The 17,430-nt window shown below is 72.9% G+C and carries 21 protein-coding genes; 13 read left to right on the forward strand and 8 right to left on the reverse strand.

The features are described from left to right. Positions 1-117 precede the first annotated feature (117 nt). The 6 genes from OG956_RS34810 (at position 118) to OG956_RS34835 (ending at position 5,461) form a co-directional block, all read left to right on the forward strand. Entirely contained in the window at positions 118-1,035 is a 918-nt protein-coding gene (locus OG956_RS34810) for an SDR family NAD(P)-dependent oxidoreductase (RefSeq protein WP_330342002.1), read from the forward strand. Positions 1,036-1,037: 2 nt separating this feature from the next. Further along, entirely contained in the window at positions 1,038-1,922 is an 885-nt protein-coding gene (locus OG956_RS34815) for an amidohydrolase family protein (protein ID WP_330342003.1), read from the forward strand. A 10-nt stretch (positions 1,923-1,932) separates the two neighbouring features. After that, complete coding sequence (locus OG956_RS34820; RefSeq protein ID WP_330342004.1) at positions 1,933-3,441, forward strand: acyl-CoA synthetase; 1,509 nt, start codon at positions 1,933-1,935, stop codon at positions 3,439-3,441. Positions 3,442-3,456: 15 nt separating this feature from the next. Further along, a complete protein-coding gene (locus tag OG956_RS34825) occupies positions 3,457-3,912 on the forward strand; it encodes a MaoC family dehydratase (RefSeq protein ID WP_330342005.1) in 456 nt (151 codons plus the stop codon). Between the two features lie 98 nt (positions 3,913-4,010). Then, on the forward strand, positions 4,011-4,457 hold the full coding sequence (locus tag OG956_RS34830; protein WP_330342006.1) for a hypothetical protein: 447 nt from the start codon (positions 4,011-4,013) through the stop codon (positions 4,455-4,457). A 131-nt stretch (positions 4,458-4,588) separates the two neighbouring features. Then, positions 4,589-5,461, forward strand: coding sequence for an endonuclease/exonuclease/phosphatase family protein (locus tag OG956_RS34835; RefSeq protein WP_330342007.1), 873 nt, complete (start codon positions 4,589-4,591; stop codon positions 5,459-5,461). Positions 5,462-5,507: 46 nt separating this feature from the next. On the opposite strand, the gene OG956_RS34840 is transcribed toward OG956_RS34835, so the two are convergent. After that, a complete protein-coding gene (locus tag OG956_RS34840) occupies positions 5,508-6,176 on the reverse strand; it encodes a TetR/AcrR family transcriptional regulator (RefSeq protein WP_330342008.1) in 669 nt (222 codons plus the stop codon). Between the two features lie 70 nt (positions 6,177-6,246). Between OG956_RS34840 and OG956_RS34845 the strand changes: the two genes are divergently transcribed. Beyond that, positions 6,247-7,128 (forward strand): SDR family NAD(P)-dependent oxidoreductase, encoded by an 882-nt coding sequence (locus OG956_RS34845; RefSeq protein WP_330342009.1) that lies wholly within the window; start codon positions 6,247-6,249, stop codon positions 7,126-7,128. Positions 7,129-7,154: 26 nt separating this feature from the next. Here OG956_RS34845 and OG956_RS34850 read toward each other — a convergent pair whose 3' ends face one another. Then, positions 7,155-7,712 (reverse strand): pyridoxamine 5'-phosphate oxidase family protein, encoded by a 558-nt coding sequence (locus OG956_RS34850; RefSeq protein WP_330342010.1) that lies wholly within the window; start codon positions 7,710-7,712, stop codon positions 7,155-7,157. Positions 7,713-7,861: 149 nt separating this feature from the next. On the opposite strand from OG956_RS34850, the gene OG956_RS34855 reads away from it, so the two are divergent. Then, entirely contained in the window at positions 7,862-8,242 is a 381-nt protein-coding gene (locus tag OG956_RS34855; RefSeq protein WP_330342011.1) for a hypothetical protein, read from the forward strand. 73 nt (positions 8,243-8,315) lie between these two features. Here the strand turns inward: OG956_RS34855 and OG956_RS34860 are convergent, their stop codons facing one another. From OG956_RS34860 to OG956_RS34870, 3 genes are all read right to left on the reverse strand, one after another. After that, complete coding sequence (locus tag OG956_RS34860; RefSeq protein WP_330342012.1) at positions 8,316-8,531, reverse strand: hypothetical protein; 216 nt, start codon at positions 8,529-8,531, stop codon at positions 8,316-8,318. A gap of 126 nt (positions 8,532-8,657) precedes the next feature. Then, complete coding sequence (locus tag OG956_RS34865; RefSeq protein WP_330342013.1) at positions 8,658-8,900, reverse strand: hypothetical protein; 243 nt, start codon at positions 8,898-8,900, stop codon at positions 8,658-8,660. A gap of 126 nt (positions 8,901-9,026) precedes the next feature. Next, positions 9,027-10,181: a Gfo/Idh/MocA family protein gene (locus tag OG956_RS34870; protein WP_330342014.1), complete on the reverse strand. Its 1,155-nt coding sequence runs from the start codon at positions 10,179-10,181 to the stop codon at positions 9,027-9,029. 109 nt (positions 10,182-10,290) lie between these two features. Between OG956_RS34870 and OG956_RS34875 the strand changes: the two genes are divergently transcribed. The 4 genes from OG956_RS34875 (at position 10,291) to OG956_RS34890 (ending at position 14,551) form a co-directional block, all read left to right on the forward strand. Continuing rightward, entirely contained in the window at positions 10,291-11,295 is a 1,005-nt protein-coding gene (locus OG956_RS34875; RefSeq protein ID WP_330342015.1) for a LacI family DNA-binding transcriptional regulator, read from the forward strand. Between the two features lie 305 nt (positions 11,296-11,600). Further along, positions 11,601-12,764, forward strand: coding sequence for a carboxylate-amine ligase (locus OG956_RS34880; protein ID WP_330342016.1), 1,164 nt, complete (start codon positions 11,601-11,603; stop codon positions 12,762-12,764). Between the two features lie 123 nt (positions 12,765-12,887). After that, positions 12,888-13,088 (forward strand): hypothetical protein, encoded by a 201-nt coding sequence (locus OG956_RS34885; protein WP_330342017.1) that lies wholly within the window; start codon positions 12,888-12,890, stop codon positions 13,086-13,088. Between the two features lie 131 nt (positions 13,089-13,219). Then, the gene (locus OG956_RS34890) at positions 13,220-14,551 is read left to right on the forward strand and encodes an erythromycin esterase family protein (RefSeq protein ID WP_330342018.1); all 1,332 of its coding nucleotides are present in this window, start codon (positions 13,220-13,222) and stop codon (positions 14,549-14,551) included. Positions 14,552-14,610: 59 nt separating this feature from the next. Here the strand turns inward: OG956_RS34890 and OG956_RS34895 are convergent, their stop codons facing one another. Both OG956_RS34895 and OG956_RS34900 read right to left on the reverse strand, forming a co-directional pair. Then, positions 14,611-15,498 carry a universal stress protein gene (locus OG956_RS34895; protein WP_330342019.1) on the reverse strand — a complete coding sequence of 296 codons (888 nt, stop codon included), beginning with the start codon at positions 15,496-15,498 and terminating at the stop codon, positions 14,611-14,613. 73 nt (positions 15,499-15,571) lie between these two features. Then, entirely contained in the window at positions 15,572-15,958 is a 387-nt protein-coding gene (locus tag OG956_RS34900; protein ID WP_330342020.1) for a DUF2267 domain-containing protein, read from the reverse strand. Between the two features lie 189 nt (positions 15,959-16,147). Here OG956_RS34900 and OG956_RS34905 point away from each other — a divergent pair, with 189 nt between their 5' ends. Beyond that, positions 16,148-16,894: a hypothetical protein gene (locus OG956_RS34905; protein ID WP_330342021.1), complete on the forward strand. Its 747-nt coding sequence runs from the start codon at positions 16,148-16,150 to the stop codon at positions 16,892-16,894. Positions 16,895-16,980: 86 nt separating this feature from the next. Here OG956_RS34905 and OG956_RS34910 read toward each other — a convergent pair whose 3' ends face one another. Next, complete coding sequence (locus tag OG956_RS34910) at positions 16,981-17,394, reverse strand: DUF2267 domain-containing protein (protein ID WP_330342022.1); 414 nt, start codon at positions 17,392-17,394, stop codon at positions 16,981-16,983. Between the last annotated feature and the right edge of the window lie 36 nt (positions 17,395-17,430).

Here is a 17,430-nt window from a genome sequence, read left to right on the forward strand (position 1 = left end):
CGGGTACGGCGTCCAGCATGGCGTACTGCGAAGGTGGCCAACAACTATTGACGACAACAATTATTGCTCTTAGCTTCGATCTCGCCACGACCCCACCCCCATGCGAAGGGATCGCTCGTGCCCACCATCGATCTGACCGGCAAGGTCGCCGTCGTCACCGGCAGCGGCCGGGGCCTCGGCCTGGCCTATGCGCACGCCCTGGCCGCCCACGGCGCGTCCGTGGTCGTCAACGACGTCGACGACGCCGTGGCCGAGGCGGCCGTCAAGTCCCTCACCGAGGCCGGCGGCACCGCCGTGGCCGAGGTGGTCCCGGTCGGCACGGCCGAGGCCGCCGACCGGCTGGTCAGCCGCGCCGTCGAGGAGTTCGGCCGGCTCGACGTCCTCGTCACCAACGCGGGCATCCTGCGCGACAAGGTGCTGTGGAAGATGACCGACGACGACTTCGACGCGGTGCTCACCACCCATCTGAGGGGCACCTTCACCTGCGCCCGCGCCGCCGCCGTCCGCATGCGCGAGCAGGGCGAGGGCGGCACGCTCGTCCTCGTCGGCTCCCCGGCCGGGCAGCGGGGCAACTTCGGCCAGACCAACTACGCCGCCGCCAAGGCCGGGATCGCCGCGATGGCCCGCACCTGGTCCATGGAACTGGCCCGCGCCCGCATCACCGTCAACGCGATCGTGCCGGTCGCCGCCACCGCGATGACCGAGACCATCCCCGCCTTCGCCCCGTACGTCGAGGCCATGAGGAACGGCGAGCCGCTGCCGGACTTCCTGCGCAAGGGCGAGGGGTTCGGCACCCCCGAGGACTGCGCGGCGCTCGTCCCCTTCCTGGCCTCCGAGGCCGCCCGCGGCATCACCGGCCAGTGCATCGGGATCGGCGGCGACAAGGTGGCCCTCTGGTCGCATCCGCAGGAGATCCGGGCCGCCTACGCCGACGGCGGCTGGACGCCGGACACCCTGGCCGCCGCCTGGCACACCTCGGTCGGCGCCGAACCGCAGACCGTGGGCATCCCCGCCCCGAAGATCCCGGAGGCGTGAGCATGCCGACCCTCAACGTCGAGGACCTCGTCGCGATCGACGTCCACACCCACGCGGAGGTGTCCTCCAAGGGCCACTCCTCCCTGGACGACCACCTGCACGACGCCTCCTCCGCCTACTTCAAGGTCGAGGGCAACCGGAAGCCCACCCTGGAGGAGACCGCCGCCTACTACCGCGAACGGCGGATGGCCGCCGTCATCTTCACGGTGGACGCCGAGTCCGCGACCGGCACGGCGCCCGTACCCAACGAGGAGGTCGCCGAGGCCGCGGCGGCCAACGCGGACGTCCTCATCCCCTTCGCCTCCGTCGACCCCTTCCGCGGCAGGGCGGGCGTGCGGCAGGCCCGGCGGCTGGTCGAGGAGTACGGGGTGAAGGGCTTCAAGTTCCACCCCAGCATCCAGGGCTTCTTCCCGAACGACCGCGCGGTGGCGTACGGCCTGTACGAGGTGATCGAGGAGACCGGCGCCATCGCCCTCTTCCACACCGGGCAGACCGGCATCGGCGCCGGCGTGCCCGGCGGCGGAGGCATCCGCCTGAAGTACTCCAACCCGCTCCACGTGGACGATGTGGCCGCGGACTTCCCGCACATGAAGATCATCCTGGCGCATCCGTCGTTCCCCTGGCAGGACGAGGCGCTCGCGGTGGCGACCCACAAGCCCGGCGTGCACATCGACCTCTCCGGCTGGTCGCCGAAGTACTTCCCGCCGCAGCTCGTGCAGTACGCCAACACGCTGCTGAAGGACAAGGTCCTGTTCGGCTCCGACTTCCCGGTGCTCACCCCGGACCGCTGGCTGGCCGACTTCGCGAAGCTGAACGTCAGGGACGAGGTCAGGCCCAGGATCCTCAAGGAGAACGCGGCCCGGCTGCTCGGGCTGACGAAACCGTAAGGGGTGACCGATGCGCAACGAGGGACTGGGGTCGTGGCCCGCACGCCGGGCCCGCAAGACCCCGCACCGCACGGCCCTGATCCACGGCGGCCGGTCGACCGACTACCGCACCCTGCACACCCGCGTCACCCGCCTCGCCCACGTCCTGCGCTCCCGAGGCGTCCGGCGCGGCGACCGCATCGCCCACCTCGGCCCCAACCACCCCGCCTACCTGGAGACCCTGTTCGCCGCCGGCACCCTCGGCGCGGTGTTCGTCCCCCTCAACACCCGCCTGGCCGGCCCCGAGATCGCCTACCAGCTCGCCGACTCCGGAGCCAGGGCCCTGGTGTACGGCCCCGCCCACGCCGGCCTCGTCGCGGGACTGCCGGGCGAGACGGACGTACGGACGTACCTCGAGACCGGCGCGGCCTACGAACAGGCGCTGGCGGCCGCGCCGGAGGAACCCATCGACGAACCGGTCGGCCCCGACGACACCTGCCTCATCATGTACACCTCGGGCACGACCGGACGCCCCAAGGGCGCGATGCTCACCCACGGCAACATCACCTGGAACGCCGTCAACGTCCTGGTCGACCACGACCTGATCGCCGACGAACGCGCCCTGGTCTCCGCCCCGTTGTTCCACACGGCCGGCCTCAACATGCTCACCCTGCCGGTCCTGCTCAAGGGCGGCGCCTGTGTCCTGGCCGAGGCCTTCGACCCCGGGACGACCCTCGAGATGATCGAACGGCACCGGATCACCTTCATGTTCGGGGTGCCGACGATGTTCGACCAGATCGCCCGGCACCCCCGCTGGGCGGACGCCGACCTGTCCTCGCTGCGCATCCTCACCTGCGGCGGATCGCCGGTGCCGACCCCGCTCATCACCGCCTACCAGCAGCGCGGGCTCACCTTCCTGCAGGGCTACGGCATGACCGAGGCCGCGCCCGGCACCCTCTTCCTGGACGCCGAGCACGCCATCGGCAAGGCAGGCTCGGCCGGCGTACCGCACTTCTTCAGCGACGTACGCGTCGTACGGCCCGACCTCACCCCGGTCGACGTCGGCGAGACCGGCGAGGTGGTGGTGCGCGGACCCCATGTCATGCCCGGCTACTGGGGGCTGCCCGAGGAGACGGAGGCCGCCTTCGCCGACGGCTGGTTCCGCAGCGGCGACGCGGCCCGTGTCGACGAGGACGGCTACGTGTACATCGTCGACCGGATCAAAGACATGATCATCTCGGGCGGCGAGAACGTCTACCCCGCCGAGATAGAGGACCTCCTCCTCGCCCACCCCGGCATCGCCGAGTGCGCGGTGATCGGTGTCGCGGACGCCGCGTGGGGCGAGGTGCCCCGCGCGATCGTCGTCCCCGCCGACGGGGCCGACCTCGACCCGGACGAGGTCCTGGCCACGCTGTCCGGGCGGCTGGCCAAGTACAAGATCCCCAAATCGGTGGTCGTCGCGGACGAACTCCCGCGCACCGCCTCCGGAAAACTCCTCAAGTCCCGCCTCCGCCACCGCTACGGCACCCCGACTCCCTGAAGAAGAAGGCGACTCATGAGCATCACCGTCAACGGCCTGGACGAACTGAAGAAGCTCGCCGGCACCGACCTCGGCACCAGCGAGTGGATCGAGGTCACGCAGGAGCGGATCGACACCTTCGCCGACGCCACCGGCGACCACCAGTGGATCCACACCGACCCCGAGCGGGCGGCCCAGGGCCCCTTCGGCGCACCGATCGCGCACGGCTACCTCACCCTGTCCCTGTTCATCCCCCTCTTCACCGAACTGCTGGACGTGCAGGGCGTCACCACCAAGGTCAACTACGGCCTGAACAAGGTCCGTTTCCCCGCACCCGTGAAGGCGGGCTCCCGCATCCGGCTCGCCGCCCGCCTCACCTCGGTCGAGGACGTGCCCGGCGGCGTCCAGATCACCGTCGACGGCACGATCGAGATCGAGGACGGCGCCAAGCCGGCCGCGGTGCTGCAGAGTCTGTCCCGCTTCTACGCCTGACCGGCTCACCCCGTACAACCCTGGGGCAAGATCACTCGTCCTCTCACTGTACGAGCCGATCCGACCGATTGGTCCAGCTTGCTTCACTGGGGGAACGTATGAGCCTTTTCCGTAACCACGCGCGCGGTGCAGTCGCCGCGGCATGCACGCTGCTCCTGGCGGCCGGCCTGGGCGCGGCCGGCGCCGGGGCGGCCGGCGCCGACTCCGCACCGCGCACCCAGGTCATCGCCTCCTCCGTCCTCGGGAGCGACTACAAGGTCACGCTGACCGCACTGCGGTCGACGCAGGACCAGTACGCCGCCTCCGTCCGGCTGCAGGTCTACCGGCACACCCAGGGCGCCTGGAAGGAGTCCGACCGGGTCACCGTCGGCGACGCCGACGGCTGGTTCTGGTACCCGCTCACGGGCAGCGGAGCGGTCTGCGCGTTCTCGACCGCGAGCACCGAACCCGCACCGCTCACCGTGAGCCTGCTGGTCACGCCGTCCATCGGCTGCTCCGCACCGGCGCACTACGTCGTGCAGGAGGGCAGGATCCTCGCCGGCTGATCGTTCAGGCGGCCGGGCTGACATGGCTCGACGCAGGGCCGCGTTTCCGCGTTGCCAGCGCGCCGGGGGTGATAGACCGTCGGGTGTGGGAACGATGTCCTCTCCTCCGGCGCGGTCGGGGTGACGCGCGGGTGCGCTTCGCGACCTTCAACGTCCTGCACGGCGTGGAGACGGGGGGCGACGGCCGTCCGGTGCCCGTGCCGGACGAGGTCCCCTGGCGGCCGCTGGCCGATGCCGTCGCCGCTCTCGACGCCGATGTGCTGGCCCTGCAGGAGCTCGACCGGTTCCAGGACCGGTCGGGCCGGGCCGACCAGGCCGCCGTTGCCGCCGGCGCCATGGACGCGCACGACTGGCGTTACGCCTCCGCCCTGCACGGAAGGCCGGTGCCGGGACGGGGCTGGGTCCCCGACCCGGCGCGGCCGGGGCCGCTCCTCTACGGTCCGCAGCACGCCGGCCCGGCGCCGGAGGCCCCCTCGCACGGCATCGCGCTCCTGTCCCGCCTTCCGGTGCGGGAGTGGCGGGTGCTGCCGCTGTCTCCGGCGCCCTGCCCGGTCCCGTTGCGGGTCGCCGGCCGGCCCGGACTCGCCCTGAGCCGGGACCAGCCGCGTGCCGCGGTGGCGGCGGTGCTGGAGGGAGCGCGCGGCCCGTTCACCGTGGCGGCGGTGCACCTTTCCTTCGTGCCCGGCTGGAACATCGGCCAGTTGCTCACCGTGTGCCGCCGGCTCGCCGGACTGCCCCGGCCGCAGCTGCTGCTCGGCGACCTCAACCTGGTGGGTGCGCTGCCGCGAACCGTGCTCGACCTGGCGGCACCGGGCTCGGCACGGCGGTCGGCCGACCGCTGGCGGGACCTGATCCGCCTCCCGACCTATCCCGCCCACCGTCCCCTCGTGCAGCTGGACCGCGTCCTCGCGAAGGGCGTCACGGCGGAGTCGGTGCGCTCGGCATCCGCGCCGGGCACGGCGATCTCGGATCACCGCCCCGTGGTGGTCGAGCTGGCGCTGTGACGACCGCCGCCGCTCGTCGCGTGCGCGTCTTCGAACGCCGCCCGCTTCACGCGGCCGTGGCGGGCCGGGTGCCGAGCCCCGTCAGATAGGCGGTCAGAACGCGGGTCAGCCGGGGCTCCACCTCGACGACGGCATGGCCGAGCCGGGGATCGCTCGCGTAGAGCTCGCGCAGCCGCGGCCCGGGGGTGGCCATCTGCCACAGGGCCCCGGCCATCGCGGTCGCCGTGGCGACCGTGTCGACCGCCTGCGTCTCGGTCAGCCCGAGCAGCCGGTGCAGCTCCTTGCCGATCAGCTCGACCTCGTGGAGGGTCGCGAGCTTGAACGAGCGTACCGATTCGACCGACACGTTCCGTTCCAGGTTCAGCGGCGCCTGGGCGAGCAGGTCGCAGAACATGGGGCGCGCGGCGAGCGTGCCGGCGAACGCGACGGCGACCTCGGCGGGCGTGGCCTGCGCCCTGCTCTCCAGGCCCGCGCGCAGCTCCGCCGACCACTCCCGCCAGCCCTCCGCGGTCAGCTCCAGGAAGATCTGCTCCCTGGTCTCGAAGTACCGCAGCAGAGCCGACTTGTGCATGCCCACGGCCGCGGCGATGTCGGTGAGGGTGACCTCGCGGATGCCGTGCCGGCGGCCGAGCGTGCGGGCCGCGTCGAGGATCGCCCGTTCCCGTGCCTGTTTGGCCTCGGCACTGCGCGCACGCTGAAAGGCAGGCTCGTTCATGCAGGACATCATAGGAACGATGTAAGGCAACGAGGTTGCGTTATTAAGAGAACGGTGTTGTACTAACTGCATGAGTCGACAGAACACGCAGGTCTGGTTCATCACCGGTTCGTCGCGCGGCCTCGGCCGCGCCCTGGTCTCCGCCGCCCTCGACGCCGGAGACCGCGTCGTGGCCACCGCCCGCCGTCCCGAGGTGCTCGCGGAGGCCTTCGGCGCGTACGGCGACCGCCTCCTCCCCCTCGCCCTGGACGTCACGGACCCGGACGCCGCCCGGCGGGCCGTCGCCGAGGCGGTCGCGCGCTTCGGACGCCTCGACGTGATCGTGAACAACGCGGGATACGCCAACGTGGCGCCCATCGAGACGGCGGACGACGACGACTTCCGCGCCCAGTTCGAGACGAACTTCTGGGGCGTCTACCACGTCACGAAGGCCGCGCTGCCCCTCCTGCGCCGGCAACGGGCGGGCACCGTCGTGCAGTTCTCCTCGATCGGCGGCCGGGTCGGCGGCTCGCCGGGCATCGCCTCGTACCAGGCGGCCAAGTTCGCGGTCGACGGGTTCAGCCGGGTCCTGGCGGCCGAGACCGCGCCGTTCGGCGTGCGCGTCATGGTCGTGGAGCCGAGCGGCTTCGCCACGGACTGGGCCGGTTCCTCCATGACGGTCCACGCCATCCCCGACGCCTACGACGAGACGGTGGGCGCGATGAACCGGCGCGTCCGGCAGAGCACCGCCGGTGCGGCAGGGGACCCGCGCCGGGCGGCCGAGATCATCGTCCGCACCGTGCACCAGGAGCAGGTCCCCAGCCACCTCCTGCTGGGCGTGAACGCGGTGACGATGGCGCAGGACTACTCGCGGCGTCAGCTGGCGCAGGCGACCGAGTGGGAGAAGGCCGGCCGCTCGGCCGACTTCGGCGAGCCCTATCCCGTGGAGCTGCCGACCGAACAGCGCGGCTGACCACCGGCCCCCAGGCTCGCCGTGCCTCAGAACAGCCAGCGAGTATGGCTGTACACACCCTCGCGCCGGCCGAAGCCGTACGCCGTGTCCGGGGTCACCGCGTACACCACCACATGCCCTGCGCGGGCGGCGTCTCCGATCCCGTGGAAGGTGCCGTCGGGGGAGGTGATGTGCTCCCGGTACTTCGCCTCGTACGCCGTGATGGCCTGCTCCAGCACGGCCGGATCGGTGACCGGCTCGGCCTCGCCCTCGAGCACGAGGTCCAGCCCTTCACCGAGCGCGTTGCAGCCGGTGGTCAGCGCGCAGTGGCCGTCGTGAGCCAGGTTGCGCGCCTTCTGCTCCCCTGAGCCGGTGGAGAAGTACAGCACCCCCTCGTGCCAGGCGGCGATCACGGGGGTGACATGAAGCCGGCCGTCGGGCCGCACCGTGGACAGCCAGAAGATCTCGGCGGCCGCCAGCTGCCGCTCGGCCTCCGCCCAGTCCGTGGCGGTGACCTCCGCGGCGCCCGGCCGGGCCTGGAGCGCGGAGCTGTAGCGGTCGTCCAGCTCGGCGACGGGCTGTCCGGCGGTTCCTGGTCCGGGCATGATGCATCTCCTTCTTTCCGTCCCTCCCATGAAGACCGCCCGGCGGCCGCGAACTCATCGCCATGCCGGCCGGGCCGCGTTCGCGTACTCAGGTCGAGCTGAGTACCCGCGCTCTGCCGGCGCGGCGCGCGGGTCGCCAGGCTCAGGGCATGAGTCATGGACAACCGAGACACCTCGCCCAGCTTCTGTCGGTCCTCGTTCTCGCGGGGGTGTCGTCGGCGGTGTGGGCCGCCTGGCTGGGCTGGGACCAGCACCGTGATGTGCACCCGGACGGCTCGACGACCGGGCCGTACGAGGCGTGGCAGGTCATCGGCCTGGTCCTCACGCTGCTGCTGCCGGTGTGCTGGGCCGCCTCCCGGCACTACGTCGCGGGCGCGGTGCTGGGCACGACGGCCGGGCTCACCCTCGCCGCCTACGCCGACTGGTCGGACGACGCCGGCGGACTCTTCGTCATCGGCGTGGGACTGGTCATGATCGGCAGCCTGGTCGCGACCGCCGTCGTCTCCGCCGTGGTCGCCGCGACGACATGAGAGGCCTCCTCGCCAGGAGGGCTCCTCGCCCACGAGGCGCCCGGTTCCAGTCCAGGACCTTGCCGCGCAGGGCCTAACCGGCCTGGCCGTGCAGGACCCGGCGGGCGGCCTCCGCCTCCGCGGCGGGCGGGGACAGCTCGTCGAGGGTGTCCAGTTCGTCGTCGGATTCCAGTTCCCGTTCCCAGGCCGCTGCGAGCTGCTCCTGCTCCTGGCGCGGTCTGGCGCCGACGGCCTCCCGGTGGTCCGGGTCGAGGGCCGCCAGGAATCGTCCTACCGGATCTGTCGGCATACCGTGCTCCTTGTCGCGTGCAGGTGTGCCACCCCGTCCCGTCCAGCATCGCCGAACAAGCCCGCGTTGTCTGCCCGGCCCTGCCCCGGAACGCGCTCTCCGCCACCTGCCCGACGGTCCGGCGCCCTACTCGACGGCCGGGTCCTCCTGGCTTTTCCGTACGGCACAGCGCACGGCCTGCTCGACCTCGTCCCGGTTCGCGCCGGTGGCCGTGGCGTACGCGGCGACGGCGGCCCGTACCGCCTCGGACGCCTCGCGCCAGCGGCGAACCTGGGCGTCGTACGCGTCACCGCTGAGACCCGCGAGTTTCGCGCGCTCTTCCTCGGCGGTCCGTTCCAGCCTGGTCAACTCATCGGGGACCTCTGCCACGGTTCGGATCCTAGTCCGCGACCGCGGCACGCCGACCGTCCCAGGCACCGACCGATCGGGTGGCGCCGCGACCCGGCTGCGGGCGGGACGACGAAACCCGCTGCCGGCCCCCGACGCGTACGGCGCTCACGTCACGTCCACCCACGTTCCCTGCTCGGCGGAGCGGGACATCGCGTCCAGGGCCACCGCGGCCGCTACGGCGTCGCTCAGCGTCGCGCCGGTCGCCGTTCCCTCCGTCACGGAACGCAGGAAGCGGTACGCCTCGATGACCTTGAGGTCGTCGTACCCCATGCTGGTGGCCGCCCCGGGCTGGAAAGCGGCGTATTCGCCGTGGCCGGGCCCGACGTACACCGTGCTGACGGGCTGGTCCTGGTACGTCGTGCCGCGGCTGACGGCGAGTTCGCCCATGCGGCGGAAGTCCCAGAAGACGGCGCCCTTGGTGCCGTGCACCTCGAAGCCGTAGGCGTTCTGCTCGCCGACCGAGACCCGGCAGGCCTCCAGGACCCCGCGGGTGCCGGAGGCGAAGCGCAGCAGGCAGTTGACGTAGTCCTCGTTCTCCACCGGGCCGAGTTCGCCGCCGGAGGCGAGGCTGTGACCGGCCGTGGCGCCGGTCGGGCGGGCCCGCTCCGGCAGGAAGACGGCGGTGTCGGCGGTGAGCGAGACGATCTCGCCGAGCAGGAAGCGGGCCAGGTCCACGCCGTGCGAGGCGAGGTCGCCCAGTACGCCGCTGCCACCGCGGCCGCGCTCGTAACGCCAGGTCAGGGCGCCGTCCGGATGGGCGGCGTAGTCGCTGAACAGGCGGATGCGGACGTGAGTGACCGTGCCGATCCCGCCGGAGGCGATCAGTTCCCGGGCCGTCTCCACGGCGGGCGCGTTGCGGTAGTTGAAGCCGACCGTGCCCTGGACTCCCGCCTTCGCCGCCGCGTCGGCCACGGCCCGGGCGTCGTCGGCGGTCAGCCCCACCGGCTTCTCGATCCAGATGTGCTTGCCGGACTCGGCCATCGCCACGCCGATCTCCCGGTGCAGGAAGTTCGGGGCGGTGATGCTGACGGCCTGGACGCGCGGATCGGCGGCCACCTCACGCCAGTCGCGGGTCGCGGTGGCGAAGCCGTACAGACCGGCCGCCTCCTCCGCCCGGCCCGGTACCTCGTCCGCGACGGCGATGAGTTCCGGCCGCACGGACAACTGCGGGAAGTGGTGGGGCAGACGGGCGTACGCCTGGGTGTGCACCCGTCCCATCCAGCCGAATCCCACGACGGCGACGCCGAGCGTACGCACCATGAGCACCCTTCTTTGGACCGTTCCAGAGGCTGGGCCCACCATGGGTCCTGCCTCCTGTGGGTGTCAAGAGACCTTTACAGCTGCGGGGAGGGTATGGAACGGTCCATTCATGGGCTCCCCGACCATCCGTGACGTCGCCGAACGGGCCGGCGTGTCCAAGTCGCTGGTCTCGCTGGTGCTGCGCGGCTCGGGAGGTGTGCGGCCGGAGAAGCGCGAGGCGGTCCTCGCCGCGGTCGAAGCGCTCGGCTACCGGCCCAACGCCGCCGCCCGCAGCCTGAGCGAGCGGCGCACCCGGACCGTCGGGGTGCTGCTGAACGACCTGCGCAACCCCTGGTTCGTGGACCTGCTCGACGGGCTGAACACCCGGCTCTACGACAACGGCCTGCACATGCTGCTGGCCGACGGCCACCTCAACCGGCGCCTCGGCGAGGACCTCACCCGGACCTTCACCGAACTCCGCGTCGACGGCCTGATCGCCGTCGGCACGCTCCAGGACCCGCAGGCCCTGCGCACCGCCGCCGGGCTGGTCCCCACGGTCGTCGCCGGCACCCGCGAGCCGGTGCTGCCCGGAGTGGACATCGTCGCCAACGACGACGAACACGGAGCCCGCCTGGCCACCGAGCACCTCATCGGCCTCGGCCACCGCCGCATCGCCCACATCGCGGGCCGGGGCGCGGTCGGCGCCCTGCGCCGGCGCAGCTTCGAGGCGACCATGCGCGAGCACGGCCTCGCCGGCACGGCGGTCGTGGAACAGGGCGACCTCACCGAGGAGGGCGGCTACCGGGCCGCGGTCCGGCTCCTGAGCCGCCCGCAGCGTCCGACCGCCGTCTTCGCCGTCAACGACATGACCTGTGTCGGCGCGCTCTCCGCCGCCGAGGAATGCGGTCTCCAGGTGCCGCGTGACCTCTCCCTGGTCGGCTACGACAACACCTCCCTCTCCCGTCTGCGTCATCTGTGGCTTACCACGGTGGACAACGCCAGCCACGACGTGGGCCGGCGCGCCGCGCAACGGCTGCTCGACCGGATCGAGGAGCCGGACCGTCCGGGCGAGGTCGACCTCGCCACTCCGTTCCTCGAAGTGAGAGGCACGACCGGGCCGCCGCCCGGCACATGAACGGCTCGGCTGCTTCGTCAAGTTCCGTCCAGGGCGCGGTGGTTCGGACGCGCCCGGTCCCTCCGGCCGGCGAGGTGAGGGCACGTCACAGCAGTGGCACGGGCACCAGGCGCATCCGGCGGCGCTCCTGGCCGGCGGCCGGCCCGCGGTGATGGTGGCCGGGCAACCGCTTGCGGTGGTTTCGGCGCAGGGCCGAGCATGGCGGTTCCCCCTCGTCGCCCGTCCGCCGACGGCCGGTGCGCCCTCGGCGCGGAGTCCGCGACGGGGGAGGCCCGTGTCCCGTGTGTCGTGCGAAGGGGCTGGATGTGCCAGAGCCGTTTGATGCCGTGACCCCGGCCGCCGCCGGCGGCCCCGGATGCCCGCCGGCCACGCCGGCAGCGACGACGGTGGGCGTGGAGGAGGAGTTCGTGCTGGCCGACCGGCACAGCGGGGCGGCCGTCGGCCGCTCGGCCTCCGTCGTGGCCGCCGCCCGCGCGCGTCTCGGCGGGCCGTACGCCACACCGGAGCTGTCGCAGGCGCAGATGGAGACCGTCAGCGCCGTGTGCCGTACGGCCGCCGAACTCCAGGCGGAGGTCGTCCGATTACGCACGGGCGCCGCCCTCGCCGCCGCCGAGCACGACTGCCTGCTGGTGCCCAGCGGCGTCGCGGTCCTGGGCCGCGCCGGGCCGCCGCCCGTTCTGGACCGCGACCGGTACCACGCACTGGCGCGCCGCTTCGGCCCGGTCGTCCACGAGCAGGGCGTGAACGCGTGCCACGTGCACGTCGGCGTCGCCGACAGGGAAGAGGCCGTACCGGCGGTCGACCACCTGCGGGGCTGGATGCCGCTGCTGCTGGCGCTGACCGCCAACTCGCCCTACTGCGCGGGCGCGGACACCGGATACGCCAGCTGGCGCTCCATGGTGTGGAGCCGGTGGCCGTCGGCCGGGCCACCTCCCCTTCTGCGCGACGCGGACCACTACGAGCGGCTCGTCGGCCGGCTCCTGGCCAGCGGCGCGGCGCTGGATCCGGCCATGGTCTACTGGCACGTCCGGCCCTCGGCCCACCTGCCCACCATCGAGGTGCGCATCGCGGACGTGCTGCCCGACGCCGAGGCCACCACCGCGTACGCGCTGCTCGTCCGCGCCCTCGTCGGGCACGCCGTGGACCTGGTGCGCGCGGGGGAACCCGCCCCGGACGTCCCCGAGGCACTGCTGACGGCCGCGTGCTGGCGGGCCGCCCGGCACGGGCCGGCCGGGACCCTGCCGGCCACCCACACCCGCGACTGCGCCCCCACGGCCGTCGGCCGGCTCGTCGAAGAGCTGTGGAAACGGATCGAGCCCCACCTCGGCCGCCACGGTGACGACCAGTGCGTCGGCGACTGGCTGAGCGCCGTCCAGTGCACCGGGACCGGCGCCGCCCGACAGCGGCGCGTCGCGGAACTGCGGGGGCTGCGCGCGGTGGTGGACGATCTGGCCGTGGACGTTCCCTGAGGGACGGCCGATGGGTTTACCGTGGTCGATGAGGGATATGCCGGGACATGCGCGCAGCCCGGAGTACCCGGCTTCGCCGGACCATGCCGCTCCTGCCGATCGGGGGGTGCCATGAAAGTCGAAATGATCCAGACAGCCGCCAACGTTCTCTTCGACGTGCCGGACGACATGCACGAAGAGATCATCCGGCTCATCGGAGCGGTCACGGACGACACCGAGACGCAGGCGCCGGACCTCGCGGCCGCGTTCGGAGAGTGGTGCTGGCTCGTCTACACCATCCAGGGCGACGTGGTCGAGGTGCTGGACGTGGGCTGCGCCCGGTGACGCGCGCCTGAGCAGAGGCGTGCCGTACGGGCGGCCCGGCCCCCTGCCGCCCGTTTCGGCGTGCGGCGGGGCGGGAACCCGGTGCGCGCCCCGAGGAAAGGGCGCATGCCCCGCGGAAGGGGGAGCACGCCGTGCCCGACACCGACCAGGACCGCATCCGGGCCCGGGCCCTGCCCCTGGCCGATCCGGCGTCGCTGGACCCGCTGCTGGAGCGCGTCGGCGACGCCCGCTACGTGCTCCTGGGCGAGGCCTCCCACGGCACCGCCGACTACTACCAGGTGCGTGACGTGCTCACGCGCCGGCTCATCGAGGAGAAGGGCTTCTCCTTCGTCGCGGTGGAGGGCGACTGGCCGGACTGCCAGGCCGTCCACAGCGCGGTGGTCGCCGCGCCCGGCGCCCCCGAGGATCCCGGCGAGGTGCTGGAGGGCTTCCGGCGCTGGCCGGCGTGGATGTGGGGCAACACCGACGTGGCCGCCTTCACGCGGTGGCTGCGCCGGCACAACGAGGGGCTGCCGCCCGAGCGGCGCGTCGGGTTCTTCGGGCTGGACGTCTACAGCCTGTGGGAGTCGCTGAGCGCGGTCCTCGCCCACCTGCGCGAACACGACCCCGACCAGGTGGGGCACGCCCTGGAGGCGTACCGCTGCTTCGAGCCGTACGCGCAGGACCCGCAGTCCTACGCGCTGGCCACCCGGTACGTGCCCGAGGGCTGTCAACCGCAGGTGATGTCCCTGCTGACCGAACTGAGGCGGCGGGCGGCGCGCACGGCCGCTCTGGACGGTTCCCTCGCCGAGTTCACCGCCCGGCAGAACGCCGAGGTGCTGGCGGGAGCCGAGCGCTACTACCGGGCCATGCTCGACAGCGGGCCCGAGGCGTGGAACATCCGGGACCGTCACATGGCCGACACCCTCGACCGGCTGACGGAGCACTACGGCTCCGGCGCCAAGGCCGTGGTGTGGGCGCACAACACGCACGTCGGCGACGCCCGCGCCACGGACATGGCCGACACCGGCATGGTCAACGTCGGCCAGCTGGTGCGGGAACGGCACATGGGCAGCGGTGTGGTGCTGGTCGGGTTCGGTTCGCACTCCGGCACCGTGATCGCCGCGGACGCGTGGGGCGGCGTACCGAAGGTCATGGGCGTGCCGGCCGCGCGCCGGGGCAGCCTGGAGGATCTGCTGCACCGGGCGCTGTCGGGGGCGCGGGCGCTGTTCGTCTTCCCGCATGTGCAGTTCCAGCGGCCGCCGTCGGCCGGGCACGGCGAGTGGTTCCACGAAGAGCGCGGTCACCGCGCGATCGGCGTGGTCTACCGGCCGCAGTACGAGCGCGTCGGCAACTACGTCCCCACGGTCCTGGCCGAGCGTTACGACGCGTTCTGCTATCTCGACCGCACCCACGCGCTCACCCCCCTGCGCCCGCTGGGCGCGGAGAGCCGGGAGCAGGAGACCTGGCCCGTGGGCGTGTGACGCACGGCCCGCACGGCGCTCGCCGGTTCCCGGTTCTCACCGGCCGACAGGCCGCCGGTTCACTCCTCGTCCCCTGCGACGGGCACCACGGCGACAGGACAGCTCGCGTGGTGCAGGACGGCGTGCGACACCGTTCCCAGCCGCAGTCCCAGCGGGCCGCGCGGCGGGCGGCGCCCCACCACGACCAGGCAGGCCCGCGTCGAGGCCTCCACCAGCACGCCGGCGGGCGAGCCGATGACGAAGTCGGTGTCCGTGGGCGCCTTCGGGTGGCCGGCGACCGGACCGAGAGCGCGGTCGAGCAGTCGCTCGTGCAGCCGCCGTGCGTCGTCCAGTCGGCTCACCTGGGACGCCATCAGGCCGGTCCGGGGAAACGGCGTCCAGGCGTGCAGCAGGCGCGCCGTCGTCCCGCGGCGCTCGGCCTCCTCGAGGCCGAACCGTACGACGTCCGCGTCGCGTTCGTCGTGGACGCCGACCACGACCACGTCGTGCGGCGCGTCACCCCCGGTGCGCCGTCCTCGGACGACGGCCACCGGGCGGTCCGTGTGAGCGGCCAGCCGCAGGCCGACCGACCCCAGCAGCAGTCCCGTGAACCCGCCCCGGCCGCGGGTCCCCACCACGACCAGCCGGGCACCGGCATCCCGGGCGGCCTCGATCAGCGCCTCGGCCGGGTGACCCCGGGCGAGGACGACATCGGTCGCGAGACCGGGCCTGGCGCAGGCGACCCGGGCCTGCGCGTCGTCCAGCAGGGCGACGCCTGCCTGCACGACGTGCGGATCGGCCTCCCCACCCGGTCCCGTCGGCTCTCCGCCGGCACCGACGGCGTGCAGGATCCGCAGCGCGTCACCGCCCCGTGCGGCCTCGGCGGCGGCCCAGTCGAGGGCCGACCAGGCATCCGGCGCGTCGTCCATGCCGACCAGCACGGTGCCGGAGCGGCCGGCTGCGGTCATGGTTCCTCCAGGTGACTCGGCCGGCCCGGTGCCGTACCGCCCGACCGGACGCGGCAGGAGGCGGCGCGAGGGGTCAGGCGAGTTCGGGGTGGCCGAACAGCTCGGCGTAGCCGCTCGGCAGCTGGCTGATCAGCCGGTTCAGCTCGCCGCCCGACACGGTCTCGCCGAGGGCGGTGAGGACCGCTTCCGCGTCGCGCCGGGCGGCCGTCTCGTCCTCGGCGGCGGCCCGGGCCACCTGGCGGAGGAACTCCTCCACGCCCCAGCTCCGGCCGGTGTTCCCCACACCGGTGAGGAACTCGCCGATCTCCGCGGGCAGCTGGTCCGCCAGATGATCCGCCGCGGCCGGCTGCAGACGGTCCCCGAGGGTGCTCAGCACCGCCTCGGTGGCCCGCGTCGCCTCGTCGAGGTCCGAGTACTCTCCCTGCTCCCGCACGACGGCGAGGAATTCCCTGGACGTCATCAGTGCTCCCTGGCTCCCCAGTGGTTGTTCCCTGCGGCGGGACGGCACCTCGCCGGCGCGTCCCGCACCCCCGTTGCCGCTCCACGGCCCGCCGGGTACCCGTGGCGCAGCGCACCGACACGGCCGCCGACTGCGGCAGGCCGCACCGGGTACTCGCCGGTCATCGCCGGTGAGGGGTGGCGAGTGGTCATGGTGAGCGACGTCCTCGAACGAGGCGACATCTACTTCGCGTACCGGCCCCGGGTCGAGCGGGAGCAGGTCCACGCCGTCGACGACATCCAGCGCTTCTTCGTGATCCTGCAGCCTTCGGACGGCAACCGCAGCCGGCGCCTCGTCATCGGGCGCAAGCGCCTGCCGCGGCCGGAGGAGCACGAGCGGTTCTGGGGCTTCGTCGACGAGGTGGCCGACCGGCCCGAGGCCGTCGAAGCGGACCTGGAGCGGCGGACGTACGGCACGCGGACGCGGGGCGAGCGGACGCAGCCCGAGGCCAGGCCGGCCGGAGAGGGCCGTTACGCGATCGTCCGGCACGGCGACCACACCCACCTGACGTACGCGCTGGAGCTGCCCGCACGTCCAGGTGCCGTGCAGAAGGAGCTGACCATCGAGCCCGAGGCGAGCTACGTCATCGCGGTCAGGAATCCCCGAGCGGGCGCGCCGCCCGGCGCCGGTCTGTCCCCGCCGCAGCGGGCCGAGCTGCCACGACGGGAGCAGGAACGGTTCGAGGGACGCAGATTCACCGGCGCCGATCCCGGACTGCTCGACCGGCAGGGAACCGAGTTCCTCCTCATCGGCGCCGCCCATGACGTGGAGCGGGAGCTGGACGTCCGGTTCGACACCGAGCCCGAGACTCCCGAGTCGGCGGAGATCTTCCACCGCCTGCACATGCCGCGCGAGAAGCATCCCCTGGAACCGCTGACCGAGGGGGAGTGGCGCTAGGGACGCCCGGGGGCCGGTCTCGCCGACGGTCCTCACGCAGATCCGCCGGCTCGTCGCCGAGCCGGCGGCCGAAGACGAGCCCGGGGTCAGGCGATGCCGCCGGTGCTGCCGGCGAAGAGCACCCGGGCGAGTTCGTCGTCCAGTGACTGCCTGACCTTGTCCGTCATGCCGCCCTGGGTGGCCTCGCCCACGACCTCCATGACGGTGCGGGCCTCGTGGGCCGCCTTCGCCCTGTCGGCGCCCGCGCGCTCCGCGACACGGTCGATGAAGGTGCCGTGGTCCATCCGGATGCCGGTGTCCGGCTGGTCCGGTGCCGTGGCGACCCGGCGCAGGTGCTCGCCGATCTCGCGCGGCAGTTGCTCGGCGAGGTTGCCCGCCAGGGAGGCGGGGATGCGTTCGCCGAGGGTTTCCAGCGTGGCGCGGGTGGCGGCCTCGGCGCTGCCGCGGCTGTCGAGGCGGGCGCGTGCCTGTACCTGCCCGATGAACGTGTCGTGATCCATGGTCTTCCCCCTTTCTCTCCTTCTCTGCTTCCGTGC

The sequence above is a fragment of the Streptomyces sp. NBC_00557 genome, assembly GCF_036345995.1.
GTDB lineage: Bacteria > Actinomycetota > Actinomycetes > Streptomycetales > Streptomycetaceae > Streptomyces.

What these genes read in the sequence shown, in the direction of transcription:
- OG956_RS34855 (WP_330342011.1), top strand. Translation starts at nt 7,862, where the DNA reads ATGAGTCATGGACAACCGAGACACCTCGCCCAGCTTCTGTCGGTCCTC.
- OG956_RS34870 (WP_330342014.1), bottom strand. Translation starts at nt 10,181, where the DNA reads ATGGTGCGTACGCTCGGCGTCGCCGTCGTGGGATTCGGCTGGATGGGA.
- OG956_RS34910 (WP_330342022.1), bottom strand. Translation starts at nt 17,394, where the DNA reads ATGGATCACGACACGTTCATCGGGCAGGTACAGGCACGCGCCCGCCTC.
- OG956_RS34825 (WP_330342005.1), top strand. Translation starts at nt 3,457, where the DNA reads ATGAGCATCACCGTCAACGGCCTGGACGAACTGAAGAAGCTCGCCGGC.
- OG956_RS34860 (WP_330342012.1), bottom strand. Translation starts at nt 8,531, where the DNA reads ATGCCGACAGATCCGGTAGGACGATTCCTGGCGGCCCTCGACCCGGAC.
- OG956_RS34885 (WP_330342017.1), top strand. Translation starts at nt 12,888, where the DNA reads ATGATCCAGACAGCCGCCAACGTTCTCTTCGACGTGCCGGACGACATG.
- OG956_RS34815 (WP_330342003.1), top strand. Translation starts at nt 1,038, where the DNA reads ATGCCGACCCTCAACGTCGAGGACCTCGTCGCGATCGACGTCCACACC.
- OG956_RS34900 (WP_330342020.1), bottom strand. Translation starts at nt 15,958, where the DNA reads ATGACGTCCAGGGAATTCCTCGCCGTCGTGCGGGAGCAGGGAGAGTAC.
- OG956_RS34905 (WP_330342021.1), top strand. Translation starts at nt 16,148, where the DNA reads ATGGTGAGCGACGTCCTCGAACGAGGCGACATCTACTTCGCGTACCGG.
- OG956_RS34875 (WP_330342015.1), top strand. Translation starts at nt 10,291, where the DNA reads ATGGGCTCCCCGACCATCCGTGACGTCGCCGAACGGGCCGGCGTGTCC.
- OG956_RS34830 (WP_330342006.1), top strand. Translation starts at nt 4,011, where the DNA reads ATGAGCCTTTTCCGTAACCACGCGCGCGGTGCAGTCGCCGCGGCATGC.
- OG956_RS34840 (WP_330342008.1), bottom strand. Translation starts at nt 6,176, where the DNA reads ATGAACGAGCCTGCCTTTCAGCGTGCGCGCAGTGCCGAGGCCAAACAG.
- OG956_RS34845 (WP_330342009.1), top strand. Translation starts at nt 6,247, where the DNA reads ATGAGTCGACAGAACACGCAGGTCTGGTTCATCACCGGTTCGTCGCGC.
- OG956_RS34850 (WP_330342010.1), bottom strand. Translation starts at nt 7,712, where the DNA reads ATGCCCGGACCAGGAACCGCCGGACAGCCCGTCGCCGAGCTGGACGAC.
- OG956_RS34820 (WP_330342004.1), top strand. Translation starts at nt 1,933, where the DNA reads ATGCGCAACGAGGGACTGGGGTCGTGGCCCGCACGCCGGGCCCGCAAG.
- OG956_RS34895 (WP_330342019.1), bottom strand. Translation starts at nt 15,498, where the DNA reads ATGACCGCAGCCGGCCGCTCCGGCACCGTGCTGGTCGGCATGGACGAC.